At 72.1% G+C, this 19,572-nt stretch carries 17 protein-coding genes; 9 read left to right on the top strand and 8 right to left on the bottom strand.

Going from position 1 to position 19,572, the window contains the following annotated elements; genetic code table 11:
- Window positions 1–106 precede the first annotated feature (106 nt).
- The gene (locus OG552_RS19665; protein ID WP_329134712.1) at window positions 107–952 is read left to right on the top strand and encodes an HAD family hydrolase; all 846 of its coding nucleotides are present in this window, start codon (window positions 107–109) and stop codon (window positions 950–952) included.
- Between the two features lie 407 nt (window positions 953–1,359).
- Here OG552_RS19665 and OG552_RS19660 read toward each other — a convergent pair whose 3' ends face one another.
- Window positions 1,360–2,226 carry an oxidoreductase gene (locus tag OG552_RS19660; RefSeq protein WP_329134711.1) on the bottom strand — a complete coding sequence of 289 codons (867 nt, stop codon included), beginning with the start codon at window positions 2,224–2,226 and terminating at the stop codon, window positions 1,360–1,362.
- A gap of 106 nt (window positions 2,227–2,332) precedes the next feature.
- Between OG552_RS19660 and OG552_RS19655 the strand changes: the two genes are divergently transcribed.
- The 7 genes from OG552_RS19655 to OG552_RS19625 all read left to right on the top strand — a co-directional run bounded on the left by OG552_RS19655 (window position 2,333) and on the right by OG552_RS19625 (window position 11,663).
- Entirely contained in the window at window positions 2,333–3,394 is a 1,062-nt protein-coding gene (locus OG552_RS19655) for an ATP-binding protein (RefSeq protein ID WP_329134709.1), read from the top strand.
- 403 nt (window positions 3,395–3,797) lie between these two features.
- Window positions 3,798–6,143 carry a SulP family inorganic anion transporter gene (locus OG552_RS19650; protein WP_329134707.1) on the top strand — a complete coding sequence of 782 codons (2,346 nt, stop codon included), beginning with the start codon at window positions 3,798–3,800 and terminating at the stop codon, window positions 6,141–6,143.
- A gap of 88 nt (window positions 6,144–6,231) precedes the next feature.
- Window positions 6,232–8,190, top strand: a complete 1,959-nt coding sequence (acs, locus tag OG552_RS19645; protein WP_329134705.1) for an acetate--CoA ligase — start codon at window positions 6,232–6,234, stop codon at window positions 8,188–8,190.
- Between the two features lie 128 nt (window positions 8,191–8,318).
- Window positions 8,319–9,737, top strand: coding sequence for a Na+/H+ antiporter NhaA (nhaA, locus tag OG552_RS19640; RefSeq protein ID WP_443070977.1), 1,419 nt, complete (start codon window positions 8,319–8,321; stop codon window positions 9,735–9,737).
- Between the two features lie 62 nt (window positions 9,738–9,799).
- Window positions 9,800–10,279, top strand: coding sequence for a phage holin family protein (locus tag OG552_RS19635; RefSeq protein WP_329134702.1), 480 nt, complete (start codon window positions 9,800–9,802; stop codon window positions 10,277–10,279).
- A gap of 12 nt (window positions 10,280–10,291) precedes the next feature.
- A complete protein-coding gene (locus tag OG552_RS19630; RefSeq protein WP_329134699.1) occupies window positions 10,292–11,248 on the top strand; it encodes an alpha/beta fold hydrolase in 957 nt (318 codons plus the stop codon).
- Between the two features lie 235 nt (window positions 11,249–11,483).
- Window positions 11,484–11,663, top strand: coding sequence for a hypothetical protein (locus tag OG552_RS19625; protein WP_329134697.1), 180 nt, complete (start codon window positions 11,484–11,486; stop codon window positions 11,661–11,663).
- Between the two features lie 6 nt (window positions 11,664–11,669).
- Here OG552_RS19625 and OG552_RS19620 read toward each other — a convergent pair whose 3' ends face one another.
- The 3 genes from OG552_RS19620 to nth all read right to left on the bottom strand — a co-directional run bounded on the left by OG552_RS19620 (window position 11,670) and on the right by nth (window position 14,493).
- Complete coding sequence (locus OG552_RS19620; RefSeq protein ID WP_329134695.1) at window positions 11,670–12,869, bottom strand: MarP family serine protease; 1,200 nt, start codon at window positions 12,867–12,869, stop codon at window positions 11,670–11,672.
- 137 nt (window positions 12,870–13,006) lie between these two features.
- A complete protein-coding gene (locus tag OG552_RS19615; RefSeq protein ID WP_329134694.1) occupies window positions 13,007–13,699 on the bottom strand; it encodes an NUDIX hydrolase in 693 nt (230 codons plus the stop codon).
- Window positions 13,696–14,493 carry an endonuclease III gene (gene nth / locus OG552_RS19610; RefSeq protein WP_443071178.1) on the bottom strand — a complete coding sequence of 266 codons (798 nt, stop codon included), beginning with the start codon at window positions 14,491–14,493 and terminating at the stop codon, window positions 13,696–13,698. The genes OG552_RS19615 and nth overlap by 4 nt, the downstream gene beginning before the upstream one ends.
- Before the next feature lie 241 nt (window positions 14,494–14,734).
- On the opposite strand from nth, the gene OG552_RS19605 reads away from it, so the two are divergent.
- Complete coding sequence (locus OG552_RS19605) at window positions 14,735–15,409, top strand: Crp/Fnr family transcriptional regulator (RefSeq protein ID WP_031520125.1); 675 nt, start codon at window positions 14,735–14,737, stop codon at window positions 15,407–15,409.
- Between the two features lie 103 nt (window positions 15,410–15,512).
- Here OG552_RS19605 and OG552_RS19600 read toward each other — a convergent pair whose 3' ends face one another.
- The 4 genes from OG552_RS19600 to OG552_RS19585 form a co-directional block, all read right to left on the bottom strand.
- Window positions 15,513–16,442, bottom strand: a complete 930-nt coding sequence (locus OG552_RS19600; protein WP_329134686.1) for an alpha/beta hydrolase family protein — start codon at window positions 16,440–16,442, stop codon at window positions 15,513–15,515.
- Window positions 16,443–16,445: 3 nt separating this feature from the next.
- Window positions 16,446–17,726: a kynureninase gene (gene kynU / locus OG552_RS19595; protein WP_329134684.1), complete on the bottom strand. Its 1,281-nt coding sequence runs from the start codon at window positions 17,724–17,726 to the stop codon at window positions 16,446–16,448.
- On the bottom strand, window positions 17,719–18,555 hold the full coding sequence (locus OG552_RS19590) for a tryptophan 2,3-dioxygenase family protein (protein ID WP_329134682.1): 837 nt from the start codon (window positions 18,553–18,555) through the stop codon (window positions 17,719–17,721). Before OG552_RS19590 ends, kynU begins: the two co-directional genes overlap by 8 nt.
- An 83-nt stretch (window positions 18,556–18,638) precedes the next feature.
- Complete coding sequence (locus OG552_RS19585) at window positions 18,639–19,427, bottom strand: DUF3152 domain-containing protein (protein WP_329134680.1); 789 nt, start codon at window positions 19,425–19,427, stop codon at window positions 18,639–18,641.
- Between the last annotated feature and the right edge of the window lie 145 nt (window positions 19,428–19,572).

The following is a 19,572-nucleotide window of genomic DNA, read 5'->3' as shown; positions in this document are numbered from 1 at the left end:
GGGGGGAGGAGCCAGACCGGGTTAGCACGGTCGCGAACGATCCGTGACTTCCATGGTGTACCCGAAGGCCCTCGCAGGCAAACCCACGCGCCTGAGACTACGCCGAATGGTGGTTGCCTATGCTCGTCACGTGGAAAACCACCTGCCACCGCGCACCGCGGCGTTCTTCGATCTCGACAAGACCGTGATCGCCAAGTCCAGCACCCTCGCCTTCGGGCGCTCCTTCTACCACGGCGGTCTCATCAACAGACGGGCGGTATTGCGCACCGCGTACGCCCAGTTCGTGTACCTGGTCGGCGGTGCGGATCACGACCAGATGGAGGGCATGCGCAAATACCTCTCCGAACTGTGCCGGGGCTGGAATGTGCAGCAGGTGCGGGAGATCGTCGCCGAGACGCTGCATGACCTGATCGACCCGATCATCTACGACGAGGCGGCCTCGCTGATCGAGGAACACCACGCGGCCGGCCGCGATGTGGTGATCGTCAGCGCTTCCGGTTCTGAGGTCGTCGAGCCCATCGGCGAGATGCTCGGCGCGGACCATGTAGTGGCCACCCGCATGGTTGTCGAGGACGGCGCCTACAACGGCGAGATCGAACACTACGTCTATGGTCCGGCGAAAGCCGAAGCCATCGCCGGACTGGCGGAGTCCGAGGGCTACGACTTGGAGAGGTCCTTCGCCTACAGCGACTCGGTGACCGACATTCCCATGCTGGAGACGGTCGGTCATCCGTACGCGGTCAACCCGGACCGCGCGCTGCGCAAAGAGGCCGTGGCCCGCGACTGGCCGGTGCTCACCTTCAGCCGTCCGGTGCGGCTGAACCAGCGGATCCCGTCCCTGTCGATGCCGACCGGGCCGGCGCTGGCAGTCGCCGCGGTCGGGGCCGCCGCGGCCACCGCGGGTCTGGTGTGGCTGGCCGCACGCCGCAGGCGGCCCATGGTTATGTCCTGATTGAACCTAAAAGTAAAAAGTGCAGCCAGGGGTTCCGCCTCCCGCCGGGCGGCGGTAGAAAAGAAGTAGCGGCCCGCGCGACCACGGACTTCCGGGAGGAAGACCGCAGTTCACAGCAGTAGGCCAAACGGACCGAGCACGGAAATCGGGCACCCACGCGTAGCCGACCCGCCAACCGGGCCAGCCGCACCAGGTGACGGGCAAAGACCCCGGCCTGATGAGGCGAAACGCGAGCACGCACTGGTAACCCGACGGACGTGCCCAGCGGCGGCATCCATGGGTGCCGCCGCACTTCCGCCCGGACAGTTCCCGACAGCCGGGACAGCCCGACAGCCGTCCACCGCACCGGTCGGGCCCCGCCTCCGGCCATCAGCCGGTGACCATCGGTCGGCGACCGTCCGCGTCGGTCAGGCCGCGCCCCGCTGGAGCGCCTCGCAGACGGCAACGCTCTCCCGCACCCCGAGCTCCAGCGCCCGGCCGCAGTGCGCGATCCACTCGGCCATCCCCTCGGGCGTGCCGGAGGCGTACCCCTCAAGGGCCTTGAGATAGCCCGCACGGCCCAGTTCCGCGTGGCCGACCTCGGCCGGGCAGATGGACTTCGGGTCGAGTCCGCTGCCGACCAGCACGATCCGCTCGGCGGCGCGGGCGACCAGGCCGTTGAAGGAGCCGAAGGGCCGCAGGCAGAGGAGTTCGCCATGCACTACCGCGCCGGCCACCAGCGCGGGGGCGGAAGTACCGGAGCGCAGTAGCCCGGCTAGCCCGTCCAGCCGGGCGTTGACCTCGCTCGGCTCCGGCAGCGGGAGCTCCGCGATCCCCACCAGCGGTTCGGCCACCGGCTCCCCGGTCAGCCGCGGACGGCCCACGGTGGATTCCTCGGCGGCGCCGCCGGCCGCCACCAGGTGCAGCCTGGCCAGTGCCTGGACCGGCGACTGCCGCCAGACACCGAGGAGTTGGCCCGCCTCGGCAGTGAGCCGCAGTGCCGCACCGACCGTGCGGGCCTGGTCGTCGGCCGAGAAGTCGCTGCGCCGGCGCACCTCCTCCAGCGACCAGTCGGCGCCGGCCAGCGCCGCCGAGGCCCGGGCGCCCCGCAGGGCCGCCTCGGAGGCCACCTCGTTGGAACGACGGCGCATCACCCGGTGCCCGTAGACCCGGTCCACGGCCTGCCGTACCGACTCCACCGCCTCGGGCACGCCCGGGAGCGCGCCGAGTACGGCCAGCGGGTCGGCCGGCCCGGCCGGTCCGGGGGCGGAGGAGGAAGCTGCGTTCGTAGCCATGCTTCCGACCCTACGCACCCGTTGAGGGGGGAGACGACCACGTTCGAGTGGCCTTCCCCACTCCCTTGGGGCCTCGCGGGAGCCGCCGCCACTACCCTTACCGAACATGAAGATCGCTTTCGTTGGAAAGGGCGGCAGCGGCAAGACCACGCTGTCGTCGCTGTTCATCCGCCACCTCGCGGCAGCGCGCGTCCCGGTCACCGCGATCGACGCGGACATCAATCAGCACCTCGGCCCCGCGCTCGGCCTTGATGAGGAGGAGGCCGCCGCGCTCCCCGCGCTCGGCGCCCATCTGCCGGAGATCAAGGAGTATCTGCGCGGCGCCAACCCGCGCATCGCGTCGGCCGAGGCCATGATCAAGACCACCCCGCCCGGCCGGGGCTCACGGTTGCTGCGGTTGCGGGAGGAGAACCCGGTCTATACCGCCTGTGCCCTGGCGGTCGCACTGGACGGCGGCCGGGAAGGCGTTCAGGGCAGCGACAAGGGCAGCGAGGAGGTCAATCAGGGCGGTGGCCGGAGCGACGGCTCGGGCGCCCGGCTGATGGTGACCGGCCCCTTCAACGAGTCGGATCTGGGTGTGGCCTGCTACCACTCCAAGGTCGGCGCGGTGGAGTTGCTCCTCAACCACCTGGTGGACGGCCGGGACGAATACCTCGTCGTCGACATGACCGCGGGCAGCGACTCCTTCGCGTCGGGGCTGTTCACCCGCTTCGACCTGACGTTCCTGGTCGCCGAGCCGACACGCAAGGGGGTGGCCGTCTACCGCCAGTACAAGGAGTACGCCCGCGACTTCGGCGTCAATCTCGCAGTGGTCGGCAACAAGGTGCAGGGCGAGGACGACGTTGCCTTCCTGCAGGCCGAGGTGGGGGACGACCTGCTGGTCACCGTCGGCCACTCGGACTGGGTGCGGGCCATGGAGAAGGGCCGGCCCCCGCGGTTCGCACTGCTGGAGGAGGCCAACCAGCGGGCGCTGCGCACCATGCACGAGCGCGCCGACAAGGCGTACGAGACCAGGGACTGGGACCGCTACACCCGCCAGATGGTGCACTTCCACCAGCGGAACGCCGAGAGCTGGGGGAACGCGAGGACCGGCGCCGACCTGGCGGACCAGATCGACCCCGGCTTCGTCCTGGGCGAGTCGCTCCCGGCTGTCGCAGCGGGCGCGTAGCCCCGACGGGGCAGCGGGGTGGCCGGGAGGACTTCCCGGCCACCCTTTGACGTCCACCGGCCCACGGCCGGCCCCAGCACCGGCCGGCGGGCACGTCCGCCCGCCCCGACTGCCCGGCCGACCCCGGCCGCCCCGGCCAGCCCCGCCCGCCCCCGCGCCCGACAGACCCGCGCACCCCGTACCTGAGCGCCCCCACCCCCTGCGGACCGGTCACCGATCGTGACCTCAGCACCCTCCGCGAAAGTCTGACAATTCACTCGTAGGCGGTAAATAACCTCCCGATCGGACCTCTGGACTTCACTCTCCGCATTCGGTCCATTACTCTCCATTTACCGACCCTTGGAAGTAGCGATGACATGGCGTCGCGCTACCACCTCCCGCCGTCCACCGAAGGAGACGGGAAATGAGACTCCAGCTACCCGACCGCGTCACCGCCCACCGACCCCACAGCTCCCCCAAGGCGGACAGATCCCTCCGCTCCGATTTCTCCGCCTCGATCACCGTCTTCCTGCTCGCCGTCCCCCTCTCGCTCGGCCTCGCGCTCGCCACCGGAGCGCCCCTGCAGGCCGGTCTGGTGGCCGCGGCCGTCGGGGGAATCGTGGCCGGCTGCCTCGGCGGCACCCCGCTCCAGGTGAGCGGCGCTGCCACCAGCCTGGTCGTGGTCACCGCCGATCTCGTCCAGCGGTACGGCTGGCGGGCCACCTGTGCGATCACCGTGCTGGCCGGGCTGGCCCAGTTGCTGCTCGGCGTGCTGCGGGTGGCCAGAGCCGCCCTGGCCGTCAGCCCCGCCATCGTGCACGGCATGCTCGCCGGTATCGGCACGGTCATCGCCGTCGGCCAGTTGCATGTGGTGCTCGGCGGCAGCCCGGAGAATTCAGCCGCCGCCAACATCGCGGCCCTGCCCGGCCAGCTGATGAACAGCCACCCCACCACCCCGGTGATCGGCGCCCTGACCGTGGCCGTGCTGCTCGGCTGGCCCCGGCTGCGCGGCAGAGCCAGGGCACTGCGGGCCGTCCCGGCACCGCTGGCCGCCATTGTGCTGGCCACCACCGCCAGCATCGGCCTGTCGATGCCGCGAGTGGACCTGCCCAGGTGGAGCGCCCCCGCGCTGCCCACACTGCCGGAGGGCCCGGTGCTCGGCGTGCTCGCCGCGGTGGTCACCGTCACCCTGGTGGCCAGCATGGAATCCCTGCTGTCGGCGGTCGCCGTCGACGCCCTCCAGGCGCAGCGCCCCGGCCCGGGCGCCCCGCCGGCCCGCCTCGACCGCGAACTGCTCGGCCAGGGTGCCGCGAACCTGGCCTCCGGCGTGCTCGGCGGTATGCCGATCGCGGGCGGGGCGATGCGCGGCTCGGCCAATGTGGAAGCCGGCGCCCGCACCCGGCGGGCCACGGTGCTGCACGGCGTGTGGGTGCTGCTCTGCGCCGGTGCGGCGTCCTGGGCGCTGGAAGTGATCCCGCTCGCCGCACTGGCCGCGCTGGTGATGCTGGTCGGCGTGCGGATGGTGAGCTTCGCGCACATCCGGCACATCCAGCGGCACCGCGAGTTCCCGGTGTACGCGGCCACGGTGGGCACCGTGGTGTTCTTCGGTGTGCTGCAAGGCGTGCTGGCGGGCGGCGCGGTCGCCGTCTTCCTGGCGCTGCGCAGGCTCACGCACACCCGGGTGACGGTCACCGAGGAGCCCGGCTGCCACCGGGTGCGGGTGACCGGGCAGTTGACGTTCCTGGCGGTACCCCGGTTGAGCCGGGCCTTCGCCCAGGTGCCGGACGACGCCAACGTGGTGGTGGAGCTGGACGGCTCCTTCATGGACCACGCCGCTTATGAGGCGTTGCGCTCCTGGTGCGCCCGGCACCGTTCACGCGGCGGCCAGGCGGTGCTGGGCGACGGCGCCGGACGGACCGTCAGCGAACCGGTCAGCGCGCACGCCTGCCGCCCCTGGACACCGTGGCGCAACCACCACTGCACCCGCCAGGCCCCCGGCCCGGCGACCAGCGGCGGCCAACTGCTCGGCGGCGTCAGCGCCTTCCAGCGCAACACGGCCCCACTGGTCCGCGAGGAGCTGGCCCGGCTGGCCCGAGAGGGGCAGAGCCCCGGCCAGCTCTTCCTGACCTGCGCGGACTCCCGGCTGGTCACCAGCATGATCACCTCCAGCGGCCCGGGAGACCTCTTCACCGTCCGCAACGTCGGCAATCTGATGCCGCCACCGGGTTCCGACGCGTCCTGCGACTCGGTGGCCGCAGCCGTGGAGTACGCGGTGGACGTGCTCCAGGTCTCCAGCATCACGGTGTGCGGCCACTCCGGGTGCGGGGCGATGGCGGCCCTGCTGGGGTCCGACCGCGAACCGGGCGCGCAGACCCCGTTGGCCCGCTGGCTGCGGCACGGCCGGCCGAGCCTGGCGCGGCTGGGCCGGACCGGACCTCTGGGCCGCGGCCAGGTGGCGCTCGCCGAGCGCCCGATCGCCGACGACCACGAACGCCTGGCGCTGGTGAATGTGATGACGCAGCTGGAACACCTGATGGCGCACCCGTGCGTGGCCCGCCGGGTCGGGGAGGGCAGCCTGCAGCTGCACGGCATGTACTTCCATGTGGCCGAGGCGCAGGCGTACATCGTGGACCGGACGACGAGCGTGTTCACCGCGGTCCGGGCGGACGCCGCCCCGCTCGCGCCGCCCGGGACGTCCGGCAAAGCACCGGGAGGAACAGACGGGAGCGTCGGACCCGCTGGTCAGGAGGGCCTTGCCACAAAGGTCTAAACCATTTTCACCGAGGGCCCTTGTCAGGGTGACTCAGGACTGGTGAGGTAGTGCTGGGACATCTGGGACACCCTGACAAGGAGCTGGCGTGAGCAGCAACGAGAGCCTGGCCAACCTGCTGAAGGAGGAGCGGCGGTTCGCTCCCCCGGCCGAACTGGCCGCCGCGGCCAATGTCACGGCGGCGGCGTACGAACAGGCCAAGGCCGACCGGCTGGGCTTCTGGGCCGAGCAGGCCCGCCGCCTGAGCTGGGTGACCGAGCCCACCCAGACGCTGGACTGGTCGAACCCGCCGTTCGCCAAGTGGTTCGCGGACGGGAAGCTCAACGTCGCTTACAACTGCGTCGACCGGCACGTCGAGGCCGGTCTCGGCGACCGGGTCGCCATCCACTTCGAGGGCGAACCGGGCGACAGCCGCGCCATCACCTACGCGGAGCTGAAGGACGAGGTCTCCCGCGCCGCCAACGCGCTGACCGAGCTGGGCGTCGAAAAGGGTGACCGGGTAGCGGTCTACCTGCCGATGATCCCCGAGGCCGTCGTCGCGATGCTCGCCTGCGCCCGGATCGGCGCCGCGCACTCCGTGGTCTTCGGCGGCTTCTCCGCCGACGCGGTCGCCTCCCGGATCGACGACGCCGACGCCAAGCTCGTCATCACCGCCGACGGCGGTTACCGCCGGGGCAAGCCCTCCGCCCTCAAGCCGGCCATCGACGACGCGGTCTCCCGCACCCCGCAGGTCGAGCACGTGCTGGTGGTCCGCCGCACCGGCCAGGACGTGGCCTGGACCGAGGGCCGCGACATCTGGTGGCACGAGATCACCGGCCGGCAGTCCGCCGAGCACACCCCCGAGGCGTTCGAGGCCGAGCAGCCGCTCTTCATCCTCTACACCTCGGGCACCACCGGTAAGCCCAAGGGCATCCTGCACACCTCCGGCGGCTACCTCACGCAGGCCAGTTACACCCACCACGCCGTCTTCGACCTCAAGCCGGAGACCGACGTCTACTGGTGCACCGCGGACATCGGCTGGGTCACCGGCCACTCGTACATCGTCTACGGCCCGCTCTCCAACGGCGCCACCCAGGTCATCTACGAGGGCACCCCGGACACCCCGCACCAGGGCCGGTTCTGGGAGATCGTGCAGAAGTACAAGGTGAGCATCCTCTACACCGCGCCCACCGCGATCCGCACCTTCATGAAGTGGGGTGACGACATCCCGGCGAAGTTCGACCTGACCAGCCTGCGGGTGCTGGGCAGCGTCGGCGAGCCGATCAACCCCGAGGCGTGGGTCTGGTACCGGGAGCACATCGGCGGCGGCAGCACCCCGGTGGTCGACACCTGGTGGCAGACCGAGACCGGCGCCATCATGATCTCCCCGCTGCCCGGGGTCACCCAGGCCAAGCCGGGTTCGGCGCAGACCCCGCTGCCCGGAATCTCCGCGACCGTGGTGGACGACGAGGCCAACGAGGTGCCCAACGGCTCCGGCGGCTACCTGGTGCTCACCGAGCCCTGGCCGTCGATGCTCCGCACCATCTGGGGTGACGACCAGCGGTACATCGACACCTACTGGTCGCGTTTCGAGGGCCGTTACTTCGCCGGTGACGGTGCCAAGAAGGACGACGACGGCGACATCTGGCTGCTCGGCCGGGTGGACGACGTCATGCTGATCTCGGGTCACAACATCTCCACCACCGAGGTGGAGTCCGCGCTGGTCTCGCATCCCAAGGTCGCCGAGTCCGCGGTGGTCGGCGCCACCGACGAGACCACCGGACAGGCCATCGTCGCCTTCGTCATCCTGCGCGGCACCGCCGAGGACAGCGCGGAGCTGGCCGGCGACCTGCGCGACCACGTCAGCAAGGCGCTCGGCCCGATCGCCAAGCCCAAGCGCATCCTGATCGTCTCGGAGCTGCCCAAGACCCGCTCCGGCAAGATCATGCGCCGCCTGCTGCGCGACGTCGCGGAGAACCGGGAGCTCGGCGACGTCACCACGCTCACCGACTCCACCGTCATGGACCTGATCCAGAGCAAGCTGCCGTCCGCGCCCAGCGAGGACTGACCCGCACTCAGCCGCACACCGAGGGGCGCCCGGTCACCGGGCGCCCCTCACCCGTTCGGGCGAAGTCCAGGACGCCCCGCGATCTGCCGCCGGAGACAATGGGCGCTGACCCCCAGGAGGTCGCCCCCGTGCCCGAGTCCGCAGCGCCGCCTCCCGGCCCCGGCACGCCCCGCGCCCGTACCGCCGTTCTCCTCGGCCGCCTGCCGCTCCCCGAGCGCAACACCATCACCGACGCCCTGCGTGCCGAAACCGTCGGCGGCATCCTGCTGCTGCTCGCCGCCGTCGCCGCCCTGATCTGGACCAACACCGGCCATGACAGCTACACATCGGCCGCCGGCTACCACCTCGGGCCGTCCGCGCTCGGCCTGCACCTGTCCGTCGCCCACTGGGCCGCCGACGGGCTGCTCGCGGTGTTCTTCTTCGTCGCCGGCGTGGAGCTCAAGCGCGAACTGGTGGCCGGTGAACTGCGCGAGGTCTCCGCCGCCGCGCTCCCCGTCATCGCGGCGGTCTGCGGCATGGCGGTGCCGGCGCTGGTCTACACCGTGGTCGCCCTGGCCGGCGACGGCTCCCTCAAGGGGTGGGCGGTCCCCACCGCCACCGACATCGCCTTCGCACTGGCCGTGCTCGCCGTCATCGGCACCGCGCTGCCCGCCGCCGTACGGGCCTTCCTGCTCACCCTCGCGGTCGTCGACGACCTCTTCGCGATCCTGATCATCGCGATCTTCTACACCTCCCGGATCCACTACTGGCCGCTGCTCGGCGCCGCCGCCGGTCTGGCGCTCTTCTGGCTGCTGCTGCGCAAGGGCGTACCCGGCTGGTACGTGTATGTGCCGCTGGCGCTGGTGATCTGGACGCTGATGCTCAACAGCGGGGTGCACGCCACCATCGCGGGCGTCGCGATGGGCCTGATGCTGCGCTGCACCACCAGGGACGGCGAGGAGCACTCCCCCGGCGAGCACATCGAGCACCTGGTACGGCCGCTGTCCGCCGGGCTCGCGGTGCCGCTCTTCGCGCTCTTCTCCGCCGGGGTGACGGTCTCCGCCGGGGCGCTCGCGGACGTCTTCAAGCGGCCGGAGACGCTCGGCGTGCTCCTCGGACTGGTGGCCGGCAAGGCGGTCGGCGTGTTCGGCGGCACCTGGCTGGCGGCCCGTTTCACCCGGGCCCGGCTCAACCCCGACCTGCGCTGGCCGGACGTCCTGGCGGTGGCGGTCCTGGCCGGCATCGGCTTCACCGTCTCGCTGCTGATCGGTGAACTCGCCTTCACCGACGACCCGCTGCTCGCCGAGGAGTCCAAGACCGCGGTCCTGCTGGGGTCGCTGATCTCCGCGGTGCTGGCCGGCACCCTGCTCAAACTGCGCAACAACCGCTACCGCGCGCTCACCGAGGAGGAGGAGCGGGACGAGGACGAGGACGGCATCCCGGACATCTACGAACGCGACACCCCCGCCTACCACCTCAGGATGGCCGAGATCCTGGAACGCAAAGCCGCGGAACATCGCAGGCTCGCCCAAGTGGCCAGGGACAGCGGCGGGGAAGACGCACCGTAAGGCATGATCGGGGGACGGACCGGAGCGGACCGGCCCAGACAGGATCGACGACGGAGGACGCGATGAGCCCAGCCCCGGAGGACCACGGCGACGGGCGCAGCATCGGGCAGTTGATCGCCGCCGCCACGGCGGAGATGTCCGCCCTGGTGCACGACGAGATCGCGCTGGCCAAGGCGGAACTGCGGGAGGACGCCAAGCGCGCGGGCCTCGGCAGCCTCGCGCTGGTCGTGGCACTGGCCGCGGCCGTCTTCGCGGTCCCGATGTTCTCGATGGCGAGCGCGTACGCACTGCACAGGACCGGGCTGCCGCTCGACGCGTCCTTCGGCATCGTGTTCGGGTTCTTCGTCCTCGTCACCATCGTGCTGGGGCTGCTGGCGTACGGCCGTTTCAAGAAGGTGAAGAAGCCGGAGCGTTCCATCAGCTCCGCCAAGGAGACCGCGGCCGTGCTGCAGAAGGCGAAGCCGCACCCGCGACCGCTGGAGCCCACCGGCGTCAAGGCGTTGGAGGCAGCTGACGCCAAGACGGCCGACGCCCGGATGTGACACGCTCGGGGCATGAATGACGCCGCCCGGCCGGCCGGGTCGCACGATCCGCACCACCCGCCCGGCCCCGTGCCGCGCATCGACGGACCCTGGACACACCGGGACGTGGCCGCCAACGGCGCCCGTTTCCACATCGCCGAGATGGGCGACGGCCCCCTGGTGCTGCTGCTGCACGGCTTCCCGCAGTTCTGGTGGACGTGGCGGCACCAGCTGACCGCGCTCGCCGACGCGGGGTTCCGCGCGGTGGCCATGGACCTGCGGGGGGTCGGCGGCAGTGACCGCACCCCGCGCGGCTACGACGCGGGGAACCTGGCGCTCGACGTCACCGGGGTGATCCGCTCGCTCGGTGAACCGGACGCGGCGCTCGTCGGGCACGACCTGGGCGGGTATCTCGCCTGGACGGCGGCCGCGATGCGCCCCAAGCTGGTGCGCCGGCTCGCGGTCTGCTCGATGGCGCACCCGCGCCGCTGGCGCACCGCGATGCTCACCGATCTGCGGCAGAGCAAGTCGGGCGCGTACATCTGGGGCTTCCAGCGGCCGTGGGTGCCCGAGCGCCAGCTCGTCGCGGACAACTCGGCACTGGTCGGCAAGCTGGTCTCCGGCTGGTCCGGTCCGCAGCTGCCGGAACCGGAGACGGTGGACGTCTACCGGCGGGCGATGCAGATCCCGTCCACCGCGCACTGCGCCGTCGAGCCGTACCGCTGGATGGTGCGGTCGATGGCCCGGCCGGACGGTCTCCAGTTCAACCGGCGGATGAAGCGGCCGGTACGGGTACCGACGCTGCAGATGCACGGCTCGCTCGACCCGGCGATCGGCACCCGGAACGTGGCGGGCAGCGGGGAGTACGTGGAGGCGCCGTACCGCTGGCGGCTCTTCGACGGCCTCGGGCACTTCCCGCACGAGGAGGACCCGGCGGCCTTCTCCACCGAGCTCATCAACTGGCTGCAGGACCCCGAACCCGACCGCTGACACCGGGCGGGCGGTCCCTCCGGGCACGCGGGCGGCCGCGTCAGGACGGGGTTCCGCGGCGGATGCGGCATGCCCGCGCCCGGACGGGGCAGGAGCCACTTCTACGGCACCGGTTACGCCCCGCGGTGCGGCTTTCGTACACCTGTTGCATGATCGGTCAAAATGCCGGGCGCATAAGCCAATCGGGCGACCGAAGGGCGATTACCGACCAAGAGGCGCGGGCACGTAGCTTCGTATGGGTTGGACGCACGACTACCGTGACGTATCACGCAATCGCCGCAGCGGTTTCACCGTCGCCGACAGCGCGGCTCCCATGGCCGTACTCCCGCCGGAGGAGAGTCGGCTCGGTATCCCCCGCATCCTCGGGCGCAGAGCCCGGTGGGTCAGCGCCCGGCTGCGGCATCCCCGCGACTGAGGCGCCTCACAGCGCGCACCCCTCGGTGTCCACCTGGTGACTCGCGGTGGCACCCGCGTCCGCGTCCGGGGCGATCTCGTCGGCGGTCAGCGCGTAGCCGGTGTTGGCGTCGTCCAGCGACTTGGCGAAGACCACGCCGGCGACCCTGCCGTCGGTGGTGAGCAGCGGGCCGCCGGAGTTGCCCTGGCGGACGGTCGCGTAGAGCGAGTAGACGTCGCGGTGCACGGTGCCGCGGTGGTAGATGTCCGGGCCGCTGGCCTCGATCCGGCCGCGGACCCGGGCCGCGCGGACGTCGAAGCTGCCGTTCTCCGGGAAGCCGGCCACGATCGCATCGTCCTTGGAGCGCGCGTCGCTGGTGGTGAAGGAGAGCGAGGGCGCGTCCAGGCCGGGGACGTCCAGCACCGCGATGTCGCGCTGCCAGTCGTAGAGCACCACCCGTGCGTCGTGCAGCCTGCCCTTGCCGCCGACCTGCACGGTGGGCTCGTTCACCCCGCCGACGACGTGCGCGTTGGTCATCACGCGGTCCTTGGCGAAGACGAAACCGGAGCCCTCCAGCACCTTCCCGCAGCTCGGGGCGGTGCCGACCACCTTGACGATGCTGCGCCGGGCGTCGGTGACGACCGAGCTGCGCACCAGCGCGGGGTCGGGGGCGGGCACCGAGGTGATCGGTTCGGAGCCGAAGGTGCCGAAGACCTGCGGCAGGCCGTTCTGGGCGAGGGTCGTGCTGAAGTTGTCGAACCAGGTGTCGGCCTGGGCGGGCACCACCTGGGAGACCCCGAGCAGCACCTTCGACGTGCGGACCTCGCGCCCTATCGTCGGCAGCGTGGTGGTCGCCAGCGCGCTGCCGATCAGCCAGGCCACCACCAGCATCGCCGCCACGTTCACCAGCGCGCCGCCGCCGGCGTCCACCGCCCGGGCGGGCGACCAGGTGATCCGGCCGCGGAGCTTGTTGCCCAGGTGCGTGGTGAACGCCTGTCCTACCGACGCACACACGATCACGATGACCACCGCGGAGATCACCGCCACCGAGCCGGGCGTGGCGCTGTCGGTCGCCTTGTCCCAGATCACCGGGAGCAGGAAGATCGCGGCGAGGCCGCCGCCGAGGAAGCCGATCACCGACATGATGCCGACGACGAAGCCCTGCCGGTAGCCGACCACGGCAAACCAGACAGCGGCGAGGATGAGCAGGACGTCCAGCACGTTCACGGGGAACACGGTCTCACGGCGGACTGTGCGCGCGGCACCTTACCGGTGAGCCCGCCCGGGTCTCCGGTACGCTGCCGGCCGGTCCGTACGGACGCGGCGGGCAGCCCGCTGCACCGGAGATGTGCCGGGCGCGGGGCTCAGCCGAGGGGGACCTGGCGGTCGCGGTCCCAGGGGCGCTCCCAGCCCGCGTAATGCAGGATCTTGTCGATCAGGCCCGCGGTGAAGCCCCAGACCAGGGTGTCCGCCACCAGGAAGGCCGACCCGAGGAAGCCGCTGGGGTGCACCAGCGTCGCGCGGTTCGCCGGGTCCGTGAGATCGCTCACGGGGACCCGGAAGACCCGGGCGGTCTCGGCCGGGTCGACCACGCCGACCGGGCTCGGCTCGCGCCACCAGCCGAGCACGGGGGTGACGACGAAACCGCTGACCGGGATGTAGAGCCGCGGCAGCACACCGATGAGCTGCACACCCGCCGGGTCGAGGCCGGTCTCCTCCTGCGCCTCGCGCAGCGCGGCCCGCAGCGGCCCGTCACCGTCCGGGTCGCCGTCGGCCGGATCGAGGGCCCCACCGGGGAAGGACGGCTGGCCCGCGTGCGAGCGCAGGGCCGCGGACCGCTCCATCAGCAGCAGGTCGGGGCCGCGGTCGCCCTCCCCGAAGAGGATCAGTACGGCCGACTGCCGGCCGCCGTCCTCCGGCGGCAGGAAGCGGCTGAGCTGCTCGGGATACACCTCGTTCGCCACCCCGACCACCGGACGCAGCCAGGACGGCACGCCCTCCGTGCTGACCTCGGCGCGCTCCACGCCAGAGGCGTCCGCCCCCTGCGCTGAGGTCATGAGGCGGCCAGCGGGGGCGCGGGCTGCCCGGGGTAGTCCGGCGGGGGCTTCAGCCGCTGGCCGGGGAAACCGCCCTTCTCGTACTTGAGCAGCTTCTTGGCCTTCTCCGGGTCCGTCTCGCCCTCGCCGTACGACGGGCAGAGGTGGGCGATCGGGCAGACCCCGCAGGCGGGCTTGCGGGCGTGGCACATCCGGCGGCCGTGGAAGACGACGCGGTGCGACAGCATCGTCCACTCGGATTTCGGGAAGAGCCGGGCCACGTCCTGCTCGACCTTCTCCGGGTCCTCCGAGGTGGTCCAGCCGAAGCGGCGCGCGAGGCGTCCGAAGTGGGTGTCGACGGTGATGCCGGGGACACCGAACGCGTTGCCCAGCACCACATTGGCGGTCTTGCGGCCGACGCCGGGGAGCTTCACCAGGTCCTGGAGCCGGCCCGGCACCTCACCGCCGAATTCGTCCCGCAGCGCCGCGGACAGGCCGAGCACGGACCTCGCCTTGGCCCGGAAGAACCCGGTCGGCCGCAGCAGCTGCTCCAGCTCCGCCGGATCGGCGGCGGCCATCTCCTCGGGCGTGGGGTACTTCGCGAAGAGCGCGGGCGTCGTCTGATTGACCCGCAGGTCGGTGGTCTGCGCGGACAGTACGGTGGCGATCAGCAGCTGGAAGGGGTTCTCGAAGTCCAGCTCGGGGTGGGCGTACGGATAGACCTCGGCGAGTTCCCGGTTGATGCGGCGGGCGCGCCGCACCAGGGCCACCGGAGGTGCCTGTTCGCTCACGGCTGAATCCGGCCTGGCGGCCACTCGTTCGGCCGCCTTGGCCACCCGTTTCTTCGGCGTGCTCGGCGTTTCTGACACCCGGCCAGCCTAAGCCTCGGCACCGACATCCGCCGTGGAACCGCCTCCGGGCAGCCGGATCCGACGTGTGATCCGACCCCCGGGGCACCTTCGCGCGCTCTGATAAGACATCCTTGTGATTGATCGCACTGTTTGAGACGTCATGCATCATGGGGAGGACCCCGCGATGTCGACAAGGAGAGAGCTCGTGGACGACGTTCTGCGCCGTGCCCCGCTTTTCGCGGCGCTCGACGACGAGCAGGCCGCTGAACTGCGTGCCTCCATGACGGAGGTCACGCTCGCGCGTGGCGACTCGCTGTTCCACGAGGGCGACCCCGGGGACCGGCTGTACGTCGTCACCGAAGGCAAGGTGAAGCTGCACCGGACCTCGCCGGACGGCCGGGAGAACATGCTGGCCGTGGTGGGGCCGGGTGAGCTGATCGGTGAGCTGTCGCTCTTCGACCCCGGGCCGCGCACCGCCACCGCCACCGCGCTCACCGAGGTGAAGCTGCTCGGCCTCGGCCACGGCGACCTCCAGCCCTGGCTCAACGTCCGGCCCGAGGTCTCCACCGCCCTGCTGCGCGCGGTCGCGCGCCGGCTGCGCCGCACCAACGACGTCATGTCCGACCTGGTCTTCTCCGATGTGCCCGGGCGGGTCGCCAAGGCCCTGCTCGACCTGTCCCGCCGGTTCGGCGTGCAGTCGGAAGAGGGCATCCACGTCGTCCACGACCTCACCCAGGAGGAGCTGGCCCAGCTCGTCGGCGCCTCCCGCGAGACCGTCAACAAGGCGCTGGCGGACTTCGCCGGCCGCGGCTGGCTCCGGCTGGAGGCCCGCGCGGTGATCCTGCTGGACGTCGAGCGGCTGGCCAAGCGCAGCCGCTGACGGATCCCCCGCACCGGCCCCGGGACGATGCCGGGCGAGCGCGTACGCAGAAGGCCCCCCGTCACCCGCGGGGGGCCTTCTGCGTACGTGCTCCTGGGGCCGGTCAGAAGGCGAGCTGGGTGATCTCGTCGGCGACGGCGCCGGCCGCCGGGCTGGACGGGTCGATCAGCGCGTAGTGGCCGGTTTCCCGCAGCCACACCGTGACCGGCTCCTCCCCCGCTGCCGCCGCCGCGGTGGCGAAAGCGGTCGTGACCTGCGGCGGAACCTCATTGTCAGTGGTGCCGTGCACGATGGTGGTGGCGATTCCGGTGGGAAGCAGTGCGGCCGGGTCGGCGTGGGGGAGGCGGTCGGCGAGGTGGTCGGGGCCACCGAGCAGATCGAGCACCGCGCCGGAACAGACGCGCAGCCGGATCGCCTCGGTGAAGTCGGCGATCGGGGCAAGGGCCACCACGCCGCGGAACGGGGGAGGCGAGGAGCGGTGCCAGGGGGAATCGGGGGGCAGCACATGCCGTGCGGCGGCCCACAGGGCGAGGTGACCGCCCGCGCTGTGCCCGGTGAGCAGGGTGCGGCCGGCGTCGACGGTCTCCTCGCCGAAGGTCCGGAGGGCGAGGGCGGGCAGCGCGTCGAGGGCGGTGGCCACGTCGTCGAAGGTCTCCGGCCAGCGGCCCGCGGGCGCCGGCGCGCCCTGGGACGGCTGCTGCGGGCCGTCCGGCGCCGCGCCGCGGCGGTATTCCACGCAGGCCACCGCGAAGCCCTGAGCGGCCAGGTGGGCCGCGAGCGGGGAGATGTGGGCGCGGTCGTAGGCCGCGCGCCACGCGCCGCCGTGCAGGACCGCCACCAGGGGGGCGGGGCGGTCGAGCGGAACACGCGGCCGGTAGAAGTCGATCACCTGGTCCCGGTGCGTGCCGTATGCCGCGGTGGCGTCCGGCGGGACCGGTGGGTGGCCGAGCGCCGACGCCTCCTCGGCCGCCGCCCGGTCGACGGGACCGGGGGCGGGGGCCGGAGGGGACGTACGGGATTCGGCTGCGGTCATCGGTTACGCGGTTCCTTCCAGGACGGTGGCCAGGACGCGCGCGGCCCGCAGCGCGTCGGCGTAGCGGGTGTAGAGCGGGGTGAAGCCGAAGCGCAGCACATCAGGCCTGCGGTAGTCGCCGACGACACCCCGGGCGGTCAGCTCGCGCATCACCGCACCGGCGTCCGCGCAGCGCAGGGAGACCTGGCTGCCGCGTTCGGCGTGCGCCCGCGGGGTCACCGACTCCAGCCGCCCGGCGGGCACCAGCGCGGCCACGCACTCCAGGAAGTAGTCGGTGAGGCCGAGGCTCTTCTCCCGCACGTCCGGTACGGCCACGCCGTCCCACACGTCGAGCGCCGCGTCCAGTGCGAGCAGCGACAGGATCTCCGGGGTGCCGACCCGGCCCCGGGCGGCTCCGTCGGCGGCTTCGTAGCCGGCCGCCATGGAGAAGGGGTCGGCGTGCGAGTTCCAGCCGGGCAGCGGCGAGTCGAAACGCGGCTGCAGTTCCTGGCGTACGTAGAGGTAGGCGGGCGCGCCGGGCCCGCCGTTGAGGTACTTGTAGGTGCAGCCGACCGCGAGGTCCACCGCGTCCGCGTCCAGCGACACCGGCAGTGCGCCCGCGCTGTGGCACAGGTCCCACACGGCCAGGGCACCGGCCTGGTGCAGGGCCGCGGTGATTCCCCGCAGGTCGTGCAGCCGCCCGGTGCGGTAGTCCACGTGGTTGACCAGCGCGACGGCGGTGGTCGCCCCGGCTTCCGCGGCGATCTCCGCGGCGGGCACGGCCCGTACGGTGCGGCCGGTGAGCCGGGCCGCGGACTGCGCGATGTATCCGTCGGTGGGGAAGGTGGCGGCGTCCACCAGGATCTCGTCACGGCCCTCGGGCGCCATCCGCACGGCGGCGACCAGCGCTTTGAAGACGTTGACGCTGGTGGAGTCGCCGACCACGACCTGGCCGGGTGCGGCGCCGACCAGCGGGGCGATCCGGTCGCCGATCCGTTCCGGGGCCGTCCACCAGCCGCTCTCCTCCCAGGAGCGGATGCGCAGCTCGCCCCACTCCCGGCCGACCACCTCGGTCAGCCGCGGCAGCACGCCGGTGGACAGGGCGCCGAGCGAGTTGCCGTCGAGATACACGGTCCCGTCCAGCACGAAGCGGTCCCGGACGGCGGCCAGCTTGTCGGCGGCGTCCAGCTCGGCGGCCCGGTCGGCCAGGGCGGCGTGCCTGTCGGCGGCGTCCGTGCCGGTGACGTCCCCGCCTTCGGTGTCCGTGCCGGTGGCGTCCCCGCCAGTGGTGAGCGGTTCAGACATGGCTGCGGGCCGTCCACAGTTCGGGGAAGACGTTCTTGGCGGCGCGCTTCTCCAGCCAGGCCACCCCCGCGGAGCCACCGGTGCCGGCCTTGGCACCCATCGCGCGCCGGGTGGCGACGAGGTGGTCGTTGCGCCAGCGCCACACGAGTTCGGCCACGTCGGTGAGGGCTTCGCCGAGCCGGATCAGCTCGGAATCCTGGTCCTCGTCGGCGTAGACGCGCTGCCAGACCGCCTCGACCCCGGGGTGCGGGTCGTAGCGCAGTGCCGGGTCGCGGTCGAGGACTTCGGCGGGCACCGGGTAGCCGCGGCGGGCCAGCAGCCGCAGCACCTCGTCGTAGAGGCTGGGCTCGGTGAGCGCCTTCTCCAGTTCGGCGTACGCGCTCGGGGTGCCGCGGTGGGGCACCAGCATCGACGTGGACTTGTCGCCGAGCAGGAACTCCAGCCGCCGGTACATCGCGGACTGGAAGCCCGAGCCGTCGCCGAGTGCGGACCGGTACGCGTTGAACTGCGCGGGGGTGAGGTGCGCGATCGGCTTCCAGGACGCGTTGAGCGACTCCAGCTCCGGCAGGCTGCGGCGCAGCGCGGCCATCGTGGTGGGCAGGTCGTCGCGGCGCAGGGCGGCGGCCGCGGTGCTCCACTCGTGGACGAGCAGGGTGAACCACAGCTCCATCACCTGGGTGGTGACCAGGAATGCCATCTCGCCGGGTTCGTCGGAGAGGGGGTGCTGCATATGGGTGAGGACGGACGCCTGCACGTAGTCCTCGTAGGGAGTCGTGCCCTCGAACGAGAGGTTCGGGGTCGCCGCCTCGTCGGTCGGGTGGTCGGACATGGGGTTACCTCCTGAGCGAGCGGTCTGGGGTCACCAGGCCGTGCCGAGATCATCTGCGGTGCGCGGCGATCCGGCAAGGGGGCTCAGGCGGTCGGCGGGCCGCTGATGTAGTGCCCCTTGCCGTCGTACGGCCAGGCGTTGGCGAGGCAGCCGTCCAGCCCCTTGATCTGCTGCATCATCACCGGCGCGAGCTTGCCGCGGCCCGGGCAGCCCTCGTGGCCGTGGCCGATGCGGTGGCCGACCTCGTGGTTGATGATCAGCGCGCGGTAGTCGTGGATCGGCCCGTCGAACTCGGGTGAGCCCAGCTCCCAGCGCTTGAGGTTGACCACGACGGTGGCGCCGACATCGCAGTTGACCTCGCCGCGGGTGAGGAGGCCGGCCGCGCCGCAGATGGCGTCCACCGTGTCCGGGGTGGCGATCTTGATGACGAAGTCGGCACTGCCGGAGCTGACCAGCTGGAAGGCGTCGTGGCCGTCCGCGGTCCAGCCGCGCGGGTCGGCGAGGATGCCGGCGATCTCGTGGGCCGCGTCGGTCGCGGAGAGGTCGATGCCGCCCTCGACCTCGACCTTGTAGCGGCGGACCGTGCCGTGCCCTGACGCCTTGCCGGACGCCTGCGCGGTGCCGAAGCGCCCGGTGCCGCTCTTCGGGACGGCGGTGACCTTGGGGCTCGGCTTCGGCGACGCGGTGGTCGCCCTGGGGCTCGGCGTGGGCTTGGTGGTGCCCGTCAGCGGCCTGCCCGTCCCGGCGTCGGCTCCGCTGCCGCCGTGCGCGGTCGTGGTGGCGCTGAGCGGGGCGTCGATCGCGGCCGCGGATTCGCTGCCGCCCTTGGTCACGTGCCAGGCGTATCCGGCGCCGCAGCTCACGGCTATCACGCACAGGAGAACGAGCGGTCCGGTGATCGCGGCCCGGCGCTTCCCCCTGCGCCTGCCGTGCTGACTCTGACCTGACAAGACGTTCCCCCTGGGGCGGCGCAGCCGCTCCCCCGGCCTCCCCGGGCCGCCCGTGTGCGTGCTGCGT

The sequence above is a fragment of the Streptomyces sp. NBC_01476 genome, assembly GCF_036227265.1.
In the GTDB taxonomy this organism is placed as follows: Bacteria; Actinomycetota; Actinomycetes; order Streptomycetales; family Streptomycetaceae; genus Actinacidiphila.
This window is presented reverse-complemented; position numbering and strand designations above follow the sequence as displayed.

What these genes read in the sequence shown, in the direction of transcription:
- OG552_RS19665 (WP_329134712.1), top strand. Translation starts at nt 107, where the DNA reads ATGGTGGTTGCCTATGCTCGTCACGTGGAAAACCACCTGCCACCGCGC.
- OG552_RS19660 (WP_329134711.1), bottom strand. Translation starts at nt 2,226, where the DNA reads ATGGCTACGAACGCAGCTTCCTCCTCCGCCCCCGGACCGGCCGGGCCG.
- OG552_RS19655 (WP_329134709.1), top strand. Translation starts at nt 2,333, where the DNA reads ATGAAGATCGCTTTCGTTGGAAAGGGCGGCAGCGGCAAGACCACGCTG.
- OG552_RS19650 (WP_329134707.1), top strand. Translation starts at nt 3,798, where the DNA reads ATGAGACTCCAGCTACCCGACCGCGTCACCGCCCACCGACCCCACAGC.
- OG552_RS19635 (WP_329134702.1), top strand. Translation starts at nt 9,800, where the DNA reads ATGAGCCCAGCCCCGGAGGACCACGGCGACGGGCGCAGCATCGGGCAG.
- OG552_RS19630 (WP_329134699.1), top strand. Translation starts at nt 10,292, where the DNA reads ATGAATGACGCCGCCCGGCCGGCCGGGTCGCACGATCCGCACCACCCG.
- OG552_RS19625 (WP_329134697.1), top strand. Translation starts at nt 11,484, where the DNA reads ATGGGTTGGACGCACGACTACCGTGACGTATCACGCAATCGCCGCAGC.
- OG552_RS19615 (WP_329134694.1), bottom strand. Translation starts at nt 13,699, where the DNA reads ATGACCTCAGCGCAGGGGGCGGACGCCTCTGGCGTGGAGCGCGCCGAG.
- OG552_RS19600 (WP_329134686.1), bottom strand. Translation starts at nt 16,442, where the DNA reads ATGACCGCAGCCGAATCCCGTACGTCCCCTCCGGCCCCCGCCCCCGGT.
- kynU (WP_329134684.1), bottom strand. Translation starts at nt 17,726, where the DNA reads ATGTCTGAACCGCTCACCACTGGCGGGGACGCCACCGGCACGGACACC.
- OG552_RS19590 (WP_329134682.1), bottom strand. Translation starts at nt 18,555, where the DNA reads ATGTCCGACCACCCGACCGACGAGGCGGCGACCCCGAACCTCTCGTTC.